14 protein-coding genes are annotated in these 18,085 nt (G+C 60.9%); 13 read left to right on the top strand and 1 reads right to left on the bottom strand.

All coding sequences use genetic code 11. The features are described from left to right. The coding region (locus tag B2A78_RS16610) for an HAD-IC family P-type ATPase (protein WP_143735204.1) at positions 1-1,041 on the bottom strand (1,041 nt) is incomplete at its 3' end. 310 nt (positions 1,042-1,351) lie between these two features. Here B2A78_RS16610 and B2A78_RS16605 point away from each other — a divergent pair. The 13 genes from B2A78_RS16605 (at position 1,352) to B2A78_RS16545 (ending at position 17,990) form a co-directional block, all read left to right on the top strand. After that, a complete protein-coding gene (locus B2A78_RS16605; protein ID WP_077731130.1) occupies positions 1,352-2,329 on the top strand; it encodes an SDR family oxidoreductase in 978 nt (325 codons plus the stop codon). Between the two features lie 43 nt (positions 2,330-2,372). Beyond that, a complete protein-coding gene (locus tag B2A78_RS16600) occupies positions 2,373-3,797 on the top strand; it encodes a hypothetical protein (protein ID WP_077731129.1) in 1,425 nt (474 codons plus the stop codon). 462 nt (positions 3,798-4,259) lie between these two features. Continuing rightward, positions 4,260-4,679, top strand: coding sequence for a four-helix bundle copper-binding protein (locus tag B2A78_RS16595; protein WP_077731128.1), 420 nt, complete (start codon positions 4,260-4,262; stop codon positions 4,677-4,679). A 225-nt stretch (positions 4,680-4,904) separates the two neighbouring features. Next, positions 4,905-6,956, top strand: coding sequence for a heavy metal translocating P-type ATPase (locus tag B2A78_RS16590; protein ID WP_077731127.1), 2,052 nt, complete (start codon positions 4,905-4,907; stop codon positions 6,954-6,956). A gap of 445 nt (positions 6,957-7,401) precedes the next feature. Then, positions 7,402-7,845 (top strand): hypothetical protein, encoded by a 444-nt coding sequence (locus tag B2A78_RS16585; protein ID WP_143735202.1) that lies wholly within the window; start codon positions 7,402-7,404, stop codon positions 7,843-7,845. 121 nt (positions 7,846-7,966) lie between these two features. Continuing rightward, positions 7,967-9,277: a TolC family protein gene (locus B2A78_RS16580; RefSeq protein WP_143735201.1), complete on the top strand. Its 1,311-nt coding sequence runs from the start codon at positions 7,967-7,969 to the stop codon at positions 9,275-9,277. Further along, entirely contained in the window at positions 9,274-10,716 is a 1,443-nt protein-coding gene (locus B2A78_RS16575) for an efflux RND transporter periplasmic adaptor subunit (RefSeq protein ID WP_077731124.1), read from the top strand. Before B2A78_RS16580 ends, B2A78_RS16575 begins: the two co-directional genes overlap by 4 nt. Continuing rightward, positions 10,716-13,862, top strand: coding sequence for an efflux RND transporter permease subunit (locus B2A78_RS16570; RefSeq protein WP_077731123.1), 3,147 nt, complete (start codon positions 10,716-10,718; stop codon positions 13,860-13,862). Before B2A78_RS16575 ends, B2A78_RS16570 begins: the two co-directional genes overlap by 1 nt. A gap of 63 nt (positions 13,863-13,925) precedes the next feature. Then, on the top strand, positions 13,926-14,285 hold the full coding sequence (locus B2A78_RS16565) for a hypothetical protein (protein ID WP_077731122.1): 360 nt from the start codon (positions 13,926-13,928) through the stop codon (positions 14,283-14,285). Between the two features lie 126 nt (positions 14,286-14,411). Then, positions 14,412-14,987, top strand: a complete 576-nt coding sequence (locus B2A78_RS16560) for a carboxymuconolactone decarboxylase family protein (RefSeq protein ID WP_077731121.1) — start codon at positions 14,412-14,414, stop codon at positions 14,985-14,987. Positions 14,988-15,066: 79 nt separating this feature from the next. Then, positions 15,067-16,305, top strand: a complete 1,239-nt coding sequence (locus B2A78_RS16555) for a TolC family protein (protein ID WP_077731120.1) — start codon at positions 15,067-15,069, stop codon at positions 16,303-16,305. A gap of 71 nt (positions 16,306-16,376) precedes the next feature. After that, the gene (locus tag B2A78_RS16550) at positions 16,377-17,582 is read left to right on the top strand and encodes an efflux RND transporter periplasmic adaptor subunit (protein ID WP_240502567.1); all 1,206 of its coding nucleotides are present in this window, start codon (positions 16,377-16,379) and stop codon (positions 17,580-17,582) included. A 33-nt stretch (positions 17,583-17,615) separates the two neighbouring features. After that, positions 17,616-17,990 carry an endonuclease domain-containing protein gene (locus tag B2A78_RS16545; RefSeq protein ID WP_077731118.1) on the top strand — a complete coding sequence of 125 codons (375 nt, stop codon included), beginning with the start codon at positions 17,616-17,618 and terminating at the stop codon, positions 17,988-17,990. Positions 17,991-18,085: the final 95 nt, after the last annotated feature.

The following is an 18,085-nucleotide window of genomic DNA, read 5'->3' as shown; positions in this document are numbered from 1 at the left end:
TAACCTTTTGACCGTCATCTGATTTTCAGTCAGCGTGCCCGTCTTGTCGGTCACGATCACGTCCACGGAGCCCAAGCTCTCCACGACCGACAGCCGGCGAACCAAGGCGTTCTGCTTGATCAGCCTCTGGGAGCCAAGCGCCAGGGCGAGGGTCACCACGGCCGGCAGGCCCTCCGGCACGGCGGCCACGGCCAGGGTAACGGCCACCAGGATGATGGTGACGATGCCGGTTTCGGTAGCAAAGTACTGGATTACGGCAACCACCAGAATCAACCCGAGAATGCCGTAGCCGATTTGCTTGCCCAGGCGGTCGACCTCTTCCTGGAACGGCGTTTTGTGCTGCTCGGCGCTCTCGATCTCCGAGGCGATGGCGCCCACTTCCGTGTTCATGCCCGTGGCCACCACCACCGCCTTGCCCCGTCCTCTCACCGCATCGGTGTTCATGAACAGCATGTTGCTGCGCTGGGCCAAAGGCGTGTCTTCATCCACGGGTTCCGCCTCTTTGGGGACCGTTGCGCTCTCCCCGGTCAGCGAAGCTTCCATCGTCTCCAGACTGTGGGATTCGAGCATACGGGCATCCGCCGGAATCCGGTTCCCCTGGTCGATCACGATCACATCGCCCGGCACCAGCTCGGTAGCCGGCACCGTGATCTTTGTTCCGTCCCTGAACACCCGCGCCTGCGGCGTGGAAAGCTCCCGGAGCGATTGCATCGCTTTTTCCGCTCGATAATCCTGAACGAAGCCGAACAGCCCGTTGGCCAGCACGATGACCAGAATGAGAATGGCCTCGGTGTATTCCGGTTCCGCTCCCGGCAAGAAGCCCACGCCGACCGAGAGGATCGCCGCCGCGAGCAGAAGGTAGATGAGAAAATCGTTGAACTGGGCCAGCAAGATCCTGAGCGGAGAGATTTCCCGTCCTTTCCGGATCTCGTTGGGGCCGTGTTCCTCGATGCGCCGCCTCGCCTCGTCGGCGGAAAGGCCTTCGGCCTTGGTCTTCAGTTCTTGAAGAATCCGGTCTGCGGGTTGACTGTGCCAATTCATGTTTGAGGTCCTTCTCCCATCTTCGACCGCCGAAAAAGCGCCGGGTGCGTAACGATCTGAACGGATCTATCCGGGTATGGACTAAGAGCCTTACCAGAATCGTAGGGTGGGTTAGCGCAGCGTAACCCACCGATCCGAGGCCGCTCGGCGGGTTACGGCCTCGCGGCCTAACCCGCCCTACAAACTGTCGAAGGGCCTACTGGGATAAGCATCCAAGGGATGCCCGTTCGATTGTGCCCCTCGCCAGCTGAGAACTTACGCTATGGCGCAGGGTCTGCTTGTAGTAAGCCCATTGCGGAAAGGAGTGGCCATGCGGCTCGGGATCGAGAACACCGTTACCGTGATTACCGGAGCATCGAGCGGCATCGGTCGGGCCACGGCTTTGGCGTTCGCAGCGGCGGGAGGAACCGTGGTGGTGGCCGCCCGCCGTGGAGCGGCCCTCGATGAACTGGCGCAGGAGTGCGAAACCTCCGGCGGAAAGGCTTTGGCCGTGCCGGTCGATGTGACCGACGGACCAGCGGTCGAAGCGCTGGCGCGCCGAACCATCGAAACCTTCGGGCGGTTGGATACCTGGATCAACAACGCGGCGGTGACTCTGTTCGGCCGGTTCGAGGAAACCCCGATTGCGGATTTCCGCCGGGTAATCGACACCAATCTATTGGGCTACGTTCACGGTGCTCGGGCCATCCTGCCGTGGTTCCGGGAGCAGGGTAGCGGCGTTCTCATCAATGTCTCCTCGGGGGTCGGAAAAATTCCCAAGCCTTTCGCCGCCGCTTATGTCATCAGCAAATACGGCATCGTCGCGCTATCCGATTGCCTGCGGCAGGAGCTTTGGGATGTGCCGGGCATTCATGTGGTCACGGTGCTTCCGCCAGCGACCGATACGCCCTTGTTCCAGCAGGGGGGCAATTACATGGGGCGCGCGGCCAGACCCATGTGGCCGATCTATGATCCGGAAAAAATCGCCCGAGCCATCCTGTCCGCCGCGCTCACACCGCGCCGCGAGGTGATCGTGGGCGCCAACATCCGGGCGGCGATCGTCGCCCAGCGCATCGTGCCGGGGCTGTTCGACCGATGGGCGGCTCGGGTGGTCGAAGCGAAGCACTTTCAAGAGCGCGCCATACCGCCGACTTCGGGCAATCTGTTCCAACCCATGCCCGAATACGCCAGGGTGCGCGGCGGCTGGAAAAGACCCCGGCAAAGGCTGCCCGTTTCCTGGATGGCGCTGGCCGGGGTACTGGGCATCGGCATGGGGTTCGGGTTCGCCGGACTCGGAAGAAGATCGTGAGTCCGCCCTGATCCTCGTCATTTGTCTCGCAAGGAGTAAGCCTATGCTGTTTCGAACGGCTATCGATATCGAGAGCACCCTCAGGGGAGTAGTGGAAATCAAGGGCAACGAAGTCGAAGTCGTCGATGCCGACAGGCTCCGGGAAGCGTGCATCGACCGGCTGGTCTACAACGCCATCTTCCATGAATCGGAAGAATTCAGATATTTCCTGCAATGGTTGATTCGGGAAGTAGCCGCCAAGCTGGTGGTTTATCCGACCTCCATCCAGGGGCTGCATGAAGCGGCAGTCCTGGGCGTGGCTCCGGTTTTCACGGCTCCGGTGCTGAGTCTGCATGCGCTGAGCTACGATGTGGCGAGGGCCTGTTTTCGCGCGGCTGGGGAGACCGGCGCAGGCGCTTTCAGTTTCGGCTACACCGATGAAGTCTCCGGTTACGGGTTCCAGTCGCCGGCCGAGTATGCCACCTGCATTCTGGCGGCGGCGATTCGCGAGGGATATCAGCGAGCCGTCTTCCTCCAAAGCGATCATATTCGCATAGGACGCGCCAGTTATCAGGTCAGCCGGGACGATGAGATCGACAGGCTGAAAGAACGGATCGAAGAGGCGATTACGGCCGGATTCTTCAATATCGATCTCGATACCTCGAGCCTGGCGGATTTCTCCCGCCCGAGCTTTCCGGAACAGCATCAGCAAAGCGGCCGGGAATGCGCCGAACTGGTCGCGTTCATCCGCGAGATCGAGCCGGAGGAGCTGTCCGTCGACATCGGTGCCGAAATCAAGGCGATGGGCGATGGAAACCTGACCGCGGATCAGTTTCGCGCCTTCATGGAGAGCTTTTACGTCCAGCTCAATCTTCCGGGCGGTAAGAAGGATCTTTCCAAGATTGTCGTCCTGGTGGGCGAGGCGGACGTCGATCTCAATTTGGTCCGGGATCTCGGCGAGATCGCTCGCCGGGAGTATGGTCTCAGCCTGGCGGTGCGCACCGGGATAACGCCCATTCCGGAAACGCTGTTCCCGCAGTTTCCGGGGAATAACGTCAGCGAACTGCATCTCGTCGCGCCGTTCGAGGACCTGATCTTCGACCACGAGGCGTTTCCCGTAGAGTTGAAAAAGGACATCTACCGCTGGATCGATAGCGAATGGCCCGGAGAGCGGCAGCCCGGCATGAGCGACGAAGCGTTTTACCGCGCCACCCGCAAGCGAGCACTGCTGCCTTTCAAGCAAGCCCTGTGGGATTTGCCGCCGGCGCAGCGCGACCGAATCACGGCCGATGTGCAGGGCAAGGCGGTCTCTTATTTCGACACTCTGAAGGCGAGCAATACCACAGGACTCGTCCGCGACACCGTCGATATCGAAAGAGTGGGATTGCCGCCACCGGTTTCCGGGTATAGCCATACGGCCGAGATCACGTTCAAGACCCTGCTGGACCGGATGGGCGGTACCCGGCCGATTACGGTAGGACCTCGTTAGCGCGGAAGCGGGTTGGCAGAGGGGCATGGACACTGCCGTGTTCTGTCGAGTGATGTATTCGAATCGGCCGCCGATAACGTCCCGCCTTATCTCAAAACGATCGTAGGGTGGGTTAGGCGCGCACTGTCACGAACCATGCTGTGACCGCAGGACTTTCCGCGCGCCGTAACCCACCGGTTCCGCGGCTTTGCCTGGTGGGTTACGGCGCGCGGAAACACCAAAGGAACTTTGCAGGTTCCGTTGATGTGCACCTCACCCACCCTATGCCAGATGTACTGCAAAAAGACCAGAGCAAGCTCGCCGGAACCGAGCCGATTCAACCCTGGTCCTACTTTCTTTGCGGACTGGTTTTATCACCGTTCGATTGGACAACAAACCGGCCGCAAACCGGAGAGAAGCCTGCCAGTAGGAACAGGCGGAGACGAACGAAATATACATGGCAAGGAATACAGGAGGCACATCATGAACGCGATTCAGGAAATGCTCAAAGCGCATCCGCACCCGGCCGTAATGGGACGTGGAGTGGACATGGGATTGTTGTCACAAACGGCAAGCGAACTGTTCGATTGCGCGCAAGCGTGTACCGCATGCGCTGACGCCTGCGTCGGAGAGGACCAGGTGCAGAATCTCAAACGATGTATTCGGATGTGCATGGATTGCGCGGACATCTGCGAGGCGACGGGCCGGCTGGTTTCGCGCGAGACCGAATCGGACATGAGGATGATGCGCAGCCAGTTGCAGGCCTGCGCGACGGCCTGCGGAATCTGCGCCGAGGAGTGCGAGCGGCATGCCTCTCGTCACGAACACTGCCGCATTTGCGGTGAGTCGTGTCGCCGTTGCGAGCAAGCCTGCAACAAGCTGGCGGGTGCGATCACGATGTAACCGGCATGGGTTCCGTTAAGAAACGAGCGGTTCGGCGCCGGAAATAGGCCGGACCGTTCGTGAGAAATCTGTGTAGCGGTGCGCTCCGCTCTTGGGAGGCCGGAGCGCACTTCCCATCGAGCTCTTCCGGTATGAAAATGAACACGCATAGCCCAGAACCGGAATCCGCTACCGACTAACCCCGCCCACCGCTTGGCGGCTGGAACGATCCCACGGAGCGCCGCCATGACACACCATACCCATTCCGAGCCGCAAGCCGCTCCCGCTCGCCACGTTCCGGCCGATCGCCGCGAAGGCCATCATGCGGAACATCACGATCATACGGCGATGGTCGAGGACTTCCGCCGCCGCTTTTGGTTTTCGCTGGTTCTGACCGGCCCCATCCTGGCGCTTTCGCCCATGATTCAGGAGTGGCTGGGGCTCGAGGAACGCCTCGCCTTTCCGGGGGACACCTACGTCCTTTTCGGTTTCTCGACGGCCGTCTATCTCTATGGCGGCTGGCCGTTCATCCGCGGATTGTTCGACGAGCTCCGGCAGCTTCAGCCGGGCATGATGACGCTCATCTCGCTGGCCATCAGCGTGGCTTATTTCTATTCGAGCGCCGTGGTGTTCGGCCTCTCGGGCCAGGTGTTCTTCTGGGAGCTGGCGACCCTGATCGACGTCATGCTGCTCGGCCACTGGATCGAGATGAAGTCCGTGATGGGCGCCTCGGGCGCTTTGGATGCCCTGGTGCGGCTGATGCCCACCGAAGCGCATAGGCTGCGGGAAAACGGCGAAGTCGAGGAAGTCCCGGTCACCGAACTTCACCCCGGCGACCGGGTGCTGGTCAAGCCGGGCGAAAAAATCCCGACCGACGGCCTCATCGTCGAAGGCCGCTCGAGCTTGAACGAGTCCATGCTGACCGGCGAATCCAAGCCCGTCACTCGCCGCGAAGGGGACGAGGCCATCGGCGGGGCGGTCAACGGCGAAGGGGCGCTGGTGCTGGAAATCCGGAAGACCGGGGCGGAAACCTATCTTGCGCAGGTCGTCGAAATGGTGCGGCAGGCGCAAGCCTCCCGTTCGCGGGCGCAGGATTTGGCGAACCGCGCCGCCCAATGGCTGACCTATATCGCCTTATCCGTGGGAACGCTGACCCTGATCGTGTGGCTTTTGCTGGGCGAACCCTTCGAATTCGCGCTGGAGCGCAGCGTGACCGTAATGGTCATCACCTGTCCTCACGCCCTGGGGCTCGCCGTGCCGCTGGTGGTGGCGGTGAGCACCTCGCTGGCCGCCCTGAGCGGTCTTCTCATCCGGAACCGGGCCGCTTTCGAGCGCGCCCGGAACCTGCAAGCGATCGTGTTCGACAAGACCGGCACCCTAACCGAAGGCCGCTTCGGAGTATCCGACGTTCTGCCGCTGGCGGATATCGACGAGGCGGAGCTGCTGCGGCTGGCTGCCTCGCTGGAGCAGCAATCGGAACACCCGATCGCCCTGGGCATCGTCCGGGCGGCCGAAGAACGCGGTATCCGCCTGGCCAAGGCGGAGGAATTCCGGAACCTGACCGGCCGCGGCGCCGAGGCCCGGATCGAAGGACGGCTGATTAGGGTCGTAAGTCCGGGGTTTGTCGAGGAGCAGGGATTCGGCGTTCGCGACGAGCGATTGAGCGAACTGGCGGGGCAGGGCAAGACGGTGGTCTACGTGACGGACGGCGACCGGGTTCTCGGGGCCATCGCGCTGGCCGACGTGGTCCGTCCGGAATCCTTCGAAGCGATCGCACGGCTCAAGGCCATGAACATCCGCTGCCTCATGCTCACCGGAGACAGCCGGGCGGTTGCGGCGCACGTGGCCGGACAGCTCGGGCTCGACGATTACTTCGCCGAGGTCCTGCCCCACGAGAAGGCGGCGAAGATCCGCGAGGTAAAGTCGGAGGGCGTGACCGTCGCCATGGTGGGCGACGGGGTCAACGACGCGCCGGCTCTGGTCGAGGCCGATCTCGGCATCGCCATCGGCGCTGGCACCGACGTGGCCATCGAATCGGCCGACATCGTTCTGGTGCACAGCAATCCGCTCGACGTGGCCGCGACGCTCGGCCTGTCCCGCGCCACCTACGGCAAGATGGTCCAGAATCTTTTGTGGGCCACCGGCTACAACGCCGTGGCCATTCCCCTCGCGGCCGGCGTCGCCGCGCCGTTCGGCTGGGTGCTGTCGCCGGCAATGGGGGCGGCGCTCATGTCCCTCAGCACCGTGATCGTCGCGATCAACGCGAAGCTCTTGGAGCGTTATCGCAGCCGGCTGTAAGCTGTGTCCAGCTTCGAAGAATCGCCAGGACGCCGAGGGTGTTGTCTTTCCGCTTCTCCTGATGAAAGGATTCCGCTGCGTCTTTCGGGAACACCGGGCTGAACGTGTCGCCCGATGCCTCGTACCCGGCATCTGAACCAAAGCTTCGACCCGTGCCGAAAGCGGAAAATGAGGCGGGAGACAAACGCACCCTTATTGCGGCGACAATGGCCAAAACAACAGTCAATCGAGAGAATGCCTCGCCGATTCCCGAGCACGCCTGAGCTTAATCAATTCTATACCGCTCGCCCTTATTTCTTTTTTAACCACCTAAATCCGGAGTCCGGTGTCGTAATTGGAGCGGTGGCTGGTCGCATTATCGGTAAAAGACCGTATTGAACATCTCTCCCGGCGATCTAGTCTTGTGGTATCTTTCCCTGGCTTTTCTTGCTTTCGGCCTGATGTAGTGTTCGGCAAGACTCCCAATGTGGACGGCAACGTATTGACGTATCTTCGTAAACACTCCGCTCCAACCCGCGCTCTGATTCCGTTCTTTCTGATCGCGTGGCTGGCGTTGCCGGCGGCTATTGTCTGCGAGACGGTTTTCAAGCAGTTGCACGACGCTTTCCTGTCAGAGTGCGAGCAGGGGAACTCCAGTCACCCGTCCCATCATGAGCCATCTCTTCCCGACGACTGCAACCTAGGGTTGTGTCTCGACGCCAAGACTTTTGAACACAGCAACCACGGCCTCTTCGATCAGAAGCTGGAGATTTTCTTCGCCTGGGTGGTCTGTTGGCTGGTCCTGCTGATCCCGCCTAGAGAGACCGCTCGTCCGATCTCACCCCCGCCGCGTCTTCAACGAAGGCGGCGCGTCCCTCTCATCTATCAATTCTGCACGCTACTGAATTAGCGGACTTTCCTAGCGACGCTGTGGAAAACTCCGGAGCCGTGACATCGCACGGGGCCGGGGTTTTCGGTATGGCCTGAATCTTGGGATTCAGGGACCTGAACTTCGTCAAGGGAGAACTACTGTGCTCCGCTTACGCAAAATGCATCGGCTGCATCGCCGGCCTTTTGCCTTCATTCTGATACTGATTGGCCTAGGTTATTTTTCATCGTCCCCTGGGGGGCAGGAAAAAACGGCCTCGCTAAGCCTCGATGCGGCTATTTCTCAGGCGCTCGCCAATAATCCGAGCCTCGCCGAAATCAACGCCCGCGCCGAAGCGATGGCGACGGTTCCGTCGCAGGCCGGCAGTCTGCCGGACCCCACCTTGAGCGTCGAAATGCTGAACCTTCCCGCCGACAGCTTCGATGTCCGGGAGGACTTCATGACCATGGTGGATGTGGGCCTCAGCCAGACCGTTCCGTTTCCGGGCAAGCTGGCGCTCAAGGAACAGGCGGCCGGATTCGAGGCAGAGGCTGCCACGCAAACGGTCGAAGAAGCCCGTCTGCGATTGGTGCGGGACGTGAAACTCCGCTGGTGGCAACTGTTTTACCTGGAGCGGACGCTGCAAATTCTCACCGAAACCGAAACCACTCTGCGTGACGTGATCCGAGCCGTTCAGGCGCGTTACCGGGTCGGCGAAGCCCTCCAACAGGATGTGCTCCAGGCGCAACTGGAACTGTCCAAATTGGGCGAGGAGCGGCTGATTCACACCGCCATGCACCACCGCGAAGTGGCCCGCCTCAATGCCTTGCTCGACCGCCCGCCGACGACCTTCTTCGGTTTGGCCTACGACCAGCCTGACGAGCTTCCGGAGATGCTCGCCGAGGAGCAGCTGGACGAAGCCGCGGAACAGGGGCGGCCGCTGCTGAATCAAAAACGGCGCAGCGTCGACGCCGCTCAAAGCCGAGTGGAGCTGGCGAAGAAAGACTATTATCCAGACCTCACCTTCAGCGCCGGCTATGCTTTTCGCGATCGCGCCCCCAACGGCGAGAACCGCAGCGATTTCGTTCGCTTCGGAGTCAGCCTCAATCTTCCCGTCTATGCCGGACGTAAGCAGGCGAAGGCGGTGGATCAGCAGCAAAGCGAATGGCTGCGCGAAAAATATGCGCTGCAGGACGCATTCAGAAAGGTTCAGGCGGACATCGCTGCGACGCTGTCCGATTACCGGCGCGCCAAGGACCACCACGCCTTGCTGCGCCACGAAATCGTCCCCTTGGCCGAGCAGACCGTCGCATCCTTGAGAGCGAACTTCGAGGTCGGCAAGGCCGCCATGGCCGATCTGCTCCGCGCCACGGCCAATCTCCGCAACGCCGAAATCCAGGCCTGGCAAGCTTACGCCCAGGCGCAGCAGGCTTTGGCCAGGCTTTCCGCCGCGGCCGGCAAGGAGGCCTTATGAACCGATCGGCCGTGTTTTTGATATTGGCGGCGCTGATCGTCGGCCTGGCTTCGGGCTATTGGCTGGCCGGGTTCCGCGAGGGCTCGGAGCCGTCGACTCCCGCCGAGAAAAAAGTCCTGTATTACCGCCACCCCATGAATCCCTCGGTTACCTCGCCGGTCCCGGCGAAGGACGAAATGGGTATGGATTACGTTCCGGTCTACGAGGATCAGGCACCGGAAACCGGGCAAGCGGAACCGCATCCGAGCGCCGAAACGCCCAAGAAACGCAGAATCCTTCATTACCGGAACCCGATGGGGCTTCCCGATACCTCGCCCGTGCCGAAAAAAGATTCCATGGGGATGGATTACATTCCCGTCTACGCCGACGAAGAAACACCCGGCGAAGCCAATATCGTCAAAATCAGTCCCGACAAGGTCCAGAAGCTCGGCGTCCGGACGGCAGCGGTGGAGCAGCGGGATCTGGTCCGCACCGTCCGCGCGGTCGGTCTCATCGAGGCGGACGAACGGCGGCTCCACACGATGGCGCTCAAGTTCGACGCTTACATCGAAAAGCTCCACGTCAACGCCACCGGCCAATCGGTTAAGAAAGGGCAGCCGCTGTTCGAACTGTACAGCCCCGATCTGGTATCCGCGCAGAACGACTACCTGATCGCCAAAAACAGCCGATCCGCGCTGAAAAACGCCGCGCCGCACACTCAAGCCGAGATGGAAAGTCTGGTGCAAAGCAGCCTGGAGCGGCTGCGTTACTGGGGCGTCTCGGAGGCCGAAATCCGGCAGTTGGAACGAGAGGAGATCGTCCGGCGCAATCTGGTCATCCGCTCGCCGGTATCCGGCGTTGTCATGGAAAAAATGGCCATTGCCGGCATGCGAGCGATGGCAGGCGACACCTTGTTCAAAATCGCCGATTTGTCCTCGGTCTGGATCATCGCCGAGGTCTTCGAGCAGGAGCTCGGTCTGATATCGAGCGGGCAGGCCGTCCGGGTCGGACTCGACGCCTATCCGGGCCGAACCTTCGACGGCAAGGTGACTTTCGTCTATCCGACCCTGAATCCCGAAACCCGGACGGCCCGTGTTCGGATCGAGCTGCCCAATCCTAAAGGGCTCCTGAAGCCCATGATGTACGCCCATGTCGAGTTGGCCGGCACCGTCCGGCCAGCCTTGGCCATTCCAGAGTCCTCGGTGCTGGAAGGGGGCAAGCGCCCTCGGGTTCTGGTGGATCGCGGCGAGGGCCGTTTCGAGCCTCGCCTGGTGGTCCGGCTGGGTACGCGAGGCGATGAGTGGGTGGAAGTCTTGGAAGGCCTGAAGGCCGGCGAAAACGTGGTGATCAGCGCCAATTTCCTGATCGACGCCGAAAGTAACCTGAAATCGGCCTTGGACAGCTTCGGCGCTCCGGAGCCGCCGGCGCCGGGTAATCACGCCGATCATGGGGGAATGTGATGCTGGCACGAATCATCGAATGGTCGGCGCGCAACGTCTTTCTGGTGCTGCTGGCGACGGTGTTCGCCGTCTTCGCCGGCATTTATTCCGTGGTGAAGACCCCGCTCGACGCGCTGCCCGATCTCTCCGACGCACAAGTCATCGTTTACACCGAATATCCCGGCCAGGCCCCGCAAGTGGTGGAGGATCAGGTCACTTATCCCTTGACCACCGCCATGCTGAGCGTGCCCCGCTCCAAGGTCGTGCGCGGTTTCTCGTTCTTCGGCGCATCGTTCGTCTACATCATTTTCGAAGACGGTACCGACATTTATTGGGCGCGCTCGCGGGTTCTGGAATATCTGAACTTTGCCGCCAAGCGGCTGCCGATGGGCCTGACGCCCACACTGGGACCCGACGCCACCGGCGTCGGCTGGGTTTACCAATATGTCGTGCAAGGCGCCCGGCACACTTTGGCGGAACTCCGCAGTCTCCAGGACTGGTTCATCCGCTATCAGCTCGCCAAGGCGCACGGCGTGGCGGAAGTCGCCAGCGTCGGCGGCTTCGTCCGGCAGTACCAGGTCGTCGTCGATCCGCGCCGGCTCCAGGCTTACGGAATTCCATTGAGCACGGTCAGCGAGACGATCCGGGCGAGCAACCGTGATGTCGGCGGGCGGGTCGTCGAAATGAGCGAAACCGAATACATGGTACGCGGCAAAGGGTATCTACGAGGCATCGGCGATCTGGAGAAACTGGTGCTCAAGGCCGAAAACGGTACGCCGGTGCTGCTCAGGGACGTGGCTCGGGTGGAACTGGGGCCGGACGAGCGGCGCGGGCTCACCGAACTGAACGGCGAAGGCGAGGCGGTTTCCGGCATCGCCATGGCCCGCTACGGCCAGAATGCGCTGGACGTGATCCGGAACGTCAAGGAGAAACTGGCCGAAATCAGCAGCGGCCTGCCCGAGGGCGTCTCGGTCGAAGCGGTTTACGACCGCTCGGGTTTGATTTTGAGGGCCATAGCCAATCTGCGCGAAAAGCTCGTCGAAGAAACCCTCGTCGTGGCCGCAGTCTGCATCGTCTTCCTGCTCCATATTCGAAGCGCCCTGGTGGCCATCATCATGCTGCCGATCGGGGTGCTGATCGCCTTCATCGTCATGCATCTTCTAGGCATCAACTCCAATATCATGAGCCTCGGCGGCATCGCCATCGCCATCGGCGCCATGGTGGACGCCGCCATCGTGATGATCGAAAACGCCCACAAGCATCTGGAACGGGCGGAGCCTCATGAAAACCGGCTCGCCATCATGACCAGGGCGGCCCGTGAGGTCGGCCCCGCCCTGTTCTTCAGCCTCTTGATCATCACCGTCTCCTTCCTGCCGGTGTTCGCGCTGGAAGACCAGGAGGGCCGCTTGTTCAAGCCGCTGGCCTACACCAAGACCTTCGCCATGGCGGGGTCGGCGCTGTTGTCGGTGACTATGGTGCCGGTGCTGATGCTCCTGTTCATCCGGGGGCGGATCGTGCCGGAGCACAAGAACCCCGTCAGCCGGGCGCTGATCTGGCTGTACCGCCCCGTCATCGCCTTCGTGCTGCGCGGGAAGAAGTTGACCATCGCTTTTGCCCTGCTGGTTCTAGCGGTGACGGCTTACCCGCTGTCCAAGCTCGGCAGCGAATTCATGCCCACCTTGAACGAAGGCACGCTGCTGTTCATGCCCATGAGTCTTCCGGGGCTTTCGGTGACGAAGGCGGCGGAGATCATGCAGATTCACAACCGTATCCTCAAGACCTTTCCCGAAGTCGAGTCGGTGTTCGGGAAGGCCGGCCGCGCCGCCACCGCCACCGACCCGGCTCCGCTCGAGATGTTCGAAACCGTCGTCAACCTCAAGCCGGAGGACCGGTGGCGGCCGGGCATGACCACCGAAAAGCTGATCGCCGAAATGGACCGTGCCACCCAGATGCCCGGCGTTACCATCGCCTGGACCATGCCCATCAAGAACCGCATCGACATGCTGTCCACCGGCATCCGAACGCCCATCGGCATCAAAGTGTTCGGTAATGATCTGACAGAAATCGAACGGCTCGCGACCGAAATCGAATCGGTCGTCAGAACCGTCCCCGGCACGACCAGCGCCTATGCGGAACGGATCACCGGCGGCTATTACCTGATCATCGAGCCGAATCGCCTGGCTCTGCCGCGCTACGGATTGAGCATCGGCGCCTTACAGGACGTGGTCGCGTCCGCGCTGGGGGGCGAGACGGTCACGACCACGGTGGAAGGACGGGAGCGCTACGGCGTGGTCGTGCGTTATCCCAGGGAATTCCGCGACTCGCCCGAGGCCATCTCCACCCAGGTGCTGGTCCCGACGCCGTCCGGCGCCATGATTCCCTTGGGGCAAGTGGCGCGCATCGGCTTGACCAAAGGGCCCGCGTCCATCCGTACCGAAAACGCCTTGCTGTCCGCCTACGTCTACGTGGATCTCCGTGGACGCGATATCGGCGGTTATGTGGACGCCGCCCGACGGGCCGTGCGCGAGCGGGTGAAATTCCCGCCCGGCTATTACCTCACCTGGAGCGGCCAGTTCGAGTACATGGAACGGGCCAAGGCCAAGCTCCGCATCGTGGTGCCGATGACGCTTTTGATCATCGTGGTGCTGCTGTATCTCAACTTCAAGCGCGTAACGGAGACGGTCATCGTCCTCCTGTCGCTGCCGTTTTCGCTGGTGGGCGGCATCTGGCTGATGCACTGGTTGGGCTATAACCTCAGCGTGGCGGTCGCGATCGGCTTCATCGCCTTGGCCGGCGTCGCGGCGGAAACCGGGGTGGTCATGCTGATTTATCTGGATCAGGCGCTGAACAAGCTGAAGGAACGACGAGCGGCGGCCGGCGAACGATTCAGTTCCTCCGACCTTCACGCCGCGATCATGGAAGGGGCGGTAGAACGGGTCAGGCCGAAGGTGATGACGGTCGTCGCCATCATGGGGGGACTCTTACCCATCATGTGGGGCTCGGGCACGGGCTCCGAAATCATGCGCCGCATCGCCGCGCCCATGGTGGGCGGAATGGTGTCGTCCACTTTATTGACCCTGATCGTGATTCCGGCGATTTACGCGCAAGTCAAAGGTTTATCCGTCGAAAAAACACCCGTTGAGGCAAGGAGGTGCGGCCGGAAATAGCGCCAATTTTGTTCGAAATACTTCGCAGTTTGGTAATCGAAAACCTTTGAAAGGAAAAAAACCATGAGAACCAAAATCGTAATTGCTGTTTTAGCCTTGTTCGGACTATTGGTTTCCTGCGCCGAAAGGAGCCCTCACCCGATGGACATGTCCGTGGCGCTTCAAAGCGCCAAGACTTCCGCCGATCATCAAGCCTTGGCCGATCATTACGAGGCGGTCGCCAGGGAGATGGAACAGAAGGCCGAGGAGCATAGGCAAATCCTCGCGCAGTTCCTGAAAGATCCTCATGACTACCCTCGGGAGTATAAAGGAGGCAGTTTCGAAGCTCATTGCAAGCGGCTGATTGATATTTACGAGCGGGCTGCCGAGGCCAATCGAGACATGGCGGAAGACCATCGACGGATGGCGGGCGGAGCCAGGTAACGCCCATCGGTTCGGGGACATGGAAGTCTCTACCCATGTCCCTTAACCTGATCGAGGTTAACCGTTCACATCCAGCCCCCGGATGGGAATAATCATCCCGCCCCGGTGATTTAATGGGAAAACATCATGCCGATCATCGCCACTCCATCTGATTATCGGTTTCCATGGTATGTGCGGCTTTTCTTTTGGAACCAGAAGCGCCGCTATGGCGGCGTGCTCGAATCCGCGCGCCTGTGGGCACGAATGCCCAAAGTCTTTGCCGCCCTGGCGCTGCTCTATGGTGCGCTCGACCGCCGCACCTCGTCGATCGAATCGACACTACGCTCGCTCATCACGGTCCGTGTCTCCCTGATCAACGGCTGTCATTTTTGCGTCGATCTCAACTTTTTTCTCGTCCTCCGGCGTGGACTCGATCCGGAAAAGCTGGCGCCGATTGCCGATTTCGACACGAGTCCTTTGTTCAGCGAGCGGGAAAAGGCCGCGCTGGCTTACGCGGAGGCCGTGACCGACTCGGGCCGCCACCCCGCGTCGAAGCACTTCGAGCAACTGCGCCGCCATTTCGATGACGATGCGATCGTCGAATTGACTGCTCTGATCGCCTTTCAAAACTTGTCGAGCAAGTTCAATGCGGCCTTAGGTGTAGAACCGCAGGGATTCTGCACCGTGATTCCGAAACCAAAGGCCGAAGAGGACACGCCATGAGTTCAGTCCGTTTGAGCGTTTCTTCAAAATCCGGTGTCACGGCTCTGACGATCATTCAATCGCATCCCAGGAGAGGTTCATGCTGAAACCCAATAGAAGCCGATGCCGTTTTGGCATCCTCTTGGCGGTCGCACTTTGGAGCCTAGCGGCCGCCGGAGAACAGGCAGAACCTCGCCTGGACTTGGAACGCCTCGTTCAAGAAACCCTGGAGAACAATCCGGACATCCAGTCCGCGCGGCAGCGTTTCGAGGCCGCCCGAGCGGTGATCCCGCAAGTCCGGACCTTGCCCGACCCCAAGATCAATCTGGGCTATCGGGAGGTCGTCGAGCGGGAAGCGATGTATGGGGTCAGCCAGGAAATTCCCTTTCCCGGCAAGCTCGGCCTCAGGGGCGAGGTGGCCGCGAGCGAAGCCGATCGGATCGAACAGGAATACCTGGCGGTGCAACTGAATGTGGTGGCGCAACTCAAGGAAGCCTTCTACAACCTGCATCTGGTGCACAAATCCCTCGAAGTCGTGCGGAAGAACCTCGGTTTGCTGCAAAACTTCGAGAAAACCGCGAAAGCCCGCTACATGGTGGGACAAGGGACGCAGCAGGACGTGTTCCGCGCCCAGACCGAAATCTCGCGGGTGCTGCAGCGTCTGGCTATTCTGGAACAGCAGGGCATATCACTACGGGCAGAGATCAATCAAATTCTCCGGTATCCGCCCACCCGCCCTTTGGGCGTGCCTCAGGAGATCCGGGTCACGCCCCTTGAACACAACCCGGTAGAAATCCAGGCTCTGATCGAGCAGGCGGCACCGCTGCTGCGGGCGCAAATGAAAGACATCGAACGGAGCGAAAATGCCATCGCTTTGGCGAAACGCGAGTATTTCCCCGATTTCGAGCTGAGCGCGCTGGGTCTTCGCAACGAAACGATGCGGCGAGACGGCTATCAAGTGATGCTGGGTGTCCGGGTACCGCTGTATTACGCCACCAAACAACGTTACGGCGTGAAGGAGGCGGTGGCGAGACGGGAGGCCGCCCTGCAGGACTGGTGGGCGGTAAAACAAGCGCTTTCGGCCCGGGTGCAGGACAACCTCGCTCGCGCACAGAGGGCGGAAGAATTGGTCAAACTGCTGGCGGAGGCCCTCATTCCGCAAGCGCGCCTGACCCTGGCCTCGGCGCAGGCGAGCTACGCCGTCGGCAAGGTGGATTTTTTGACCTTGCTCAACAGTCTCTTGACCTTGCAGGAAAACGAGATCGAACTGCACGGCGAGATGACCGAACACGAAAAAGCGCTGGCCCGGCTCGAGGAGATTATCGGAGAAAGACCATGACAAAACGGCAGGACTTGGCGTTTTGCACGCACGGCAGTGCGCCCGGAGGGTGGCGCACAAGGATGTGCGCCATGATAAACGGATGGCACCCGCGGCGATCTAGAACGCTGTGGGCGGTAGGACTGATTACTTCGTTGCTGCTTGTGGGGTGCGGAAACGAGGGGCCCGCACCCGCTACCCCGCCGCCAGCGGCCCACGCCGGCCACGGGGCGGCTCCGGGCGGAAAAGAAGCTGCACCGCCCGTCGCGGTCCCGGGTGGCACCAACACCATGACCATCAGCCCGGAACGGCTACAGGAGATCGGGGTCCGGTTCGAGATTGCGGAACAGCGGCCTCTGACCCGAACGATCCGGACTGTGGGCCGGGTCGAGATCGACGAGCGCAAACTCGCCAACGTCAACATCAAGATCGAAGGCTGGATCGATCGGCTGTACGTGAGCGCCACCGGGGATCGCGTCAAGCAGGGCCAAATATTGTTCACTTTGTACAGCCCTGATCTGGTCGCCACCCAGCAGGAATACCTGCTCGCTCTGCAAAGCGTCCGAGACCTCGGAACGAGCGAATTCCCGGAAGTGGCGCAGGGCGCCCGGTCCTTGCTGGAGGTGACGCGCCGGCGCTTGGCTCTGTGGGACATCACCGAAGACCACATCGAGGATCTCGAGCGCACCGGCGCAGTGCTCAAGACCCTGCCCATCCACGCGCCGATTTCGGGCACCGTCATCGAGCGCAAGGCCGTGGCCGGGATGTACGTCAAACCGGGCGAGCCTCTGTATACCATCGCCGACCTGACCTCGATCTGGATTCTGGGCGACATTTACGAATACGAACTGCCTTTGATCAAGGTCGGGCAGACTGCCGATGTGACGCTTTCGTACGATCCCAAAACCCATTTCGAAGCACGCGTCGACTTCATTTATCCCACCCTTGATCCGCAGACGCGCACCGCCAAAGTCCGCTTCACGCTGGCCAATCCCGAGGAACGGCTCAAGCCGGACATGTACGCCAACGTCGAGCTGAACATCCCGTTAGGCATGCGGCTCGCGGTGCCGAAAGATGCGGTGCTCGAAACCGGGGAGCGGAAAATCATCTTCATCCACCATGGCGGCGGCAAGCTCGAATGGCGCAACGTGGCAACGGGGGTGCGAGGCGCGGAATGGGTCGAGATCACCGAAGGCATCGAGCCGGGCGACCACGTCGTTACCTCGGCGAACTTTCTGATCGATTCGGAAAGCCAGTTGAAAGCCGCCGTAGGCGGCATGGCCGGCATGAAACATTGAGGCACATACCATAAGTCCAAGGGAAATCGAAATATGCTCACATACAACTCCGGGCTGAAACAGTACTCTCGCCGCTTGCGTAAGGGCATGACCGATGCCGAGCAAAAACTGTGGAGATATCTGCGCGGAAAGCAGATTGGGAATGCGCAGTTCTACCGGCAAAAACCCATTGGAAACTTCATCGTCGACTTTTACTCGTCCAAAGCCGGGTTGGTCATCGAAGTGGATGGTGCCCAGCATCTGGGCGTTGACTATCGAAACAAGGATGCGCACCGAGATGCCTATCTCAACGGACTCGGACTCAAGGTGTTGCGCTTTAACGATCTTCAGGTATTGCTGGAATTGGATGCCGTGCTGGAGGCGATCCATCGGGAAGTTATGGAGCGGATTCGTGGAAATCCCCCCTAGCCCCCCTTTTTCAAAGGGGGGAACAAAAGTTCGCCCCTATTGATCGAGGGGGGAAAAGCAACTCGCCCCGGTTGACCCATCAGGGAACAAAAGCT

Origin of the sequence: Methylocaldum sp. 14B, from assembly GCF_002005105.1 — a bacterium.
In the GTDB taxonomy this organism is placed as follows: Bacteria; Pseudomonadota; Gammaproteobacteria; order Methylococcales; family Methylococcaceae; genus Methylocaldum.
The sequence above is the reverse complement of the archived record's forward strand: the minus strand, read 5'-3'. Positions and strand labels throughout refer to the sequence as shown.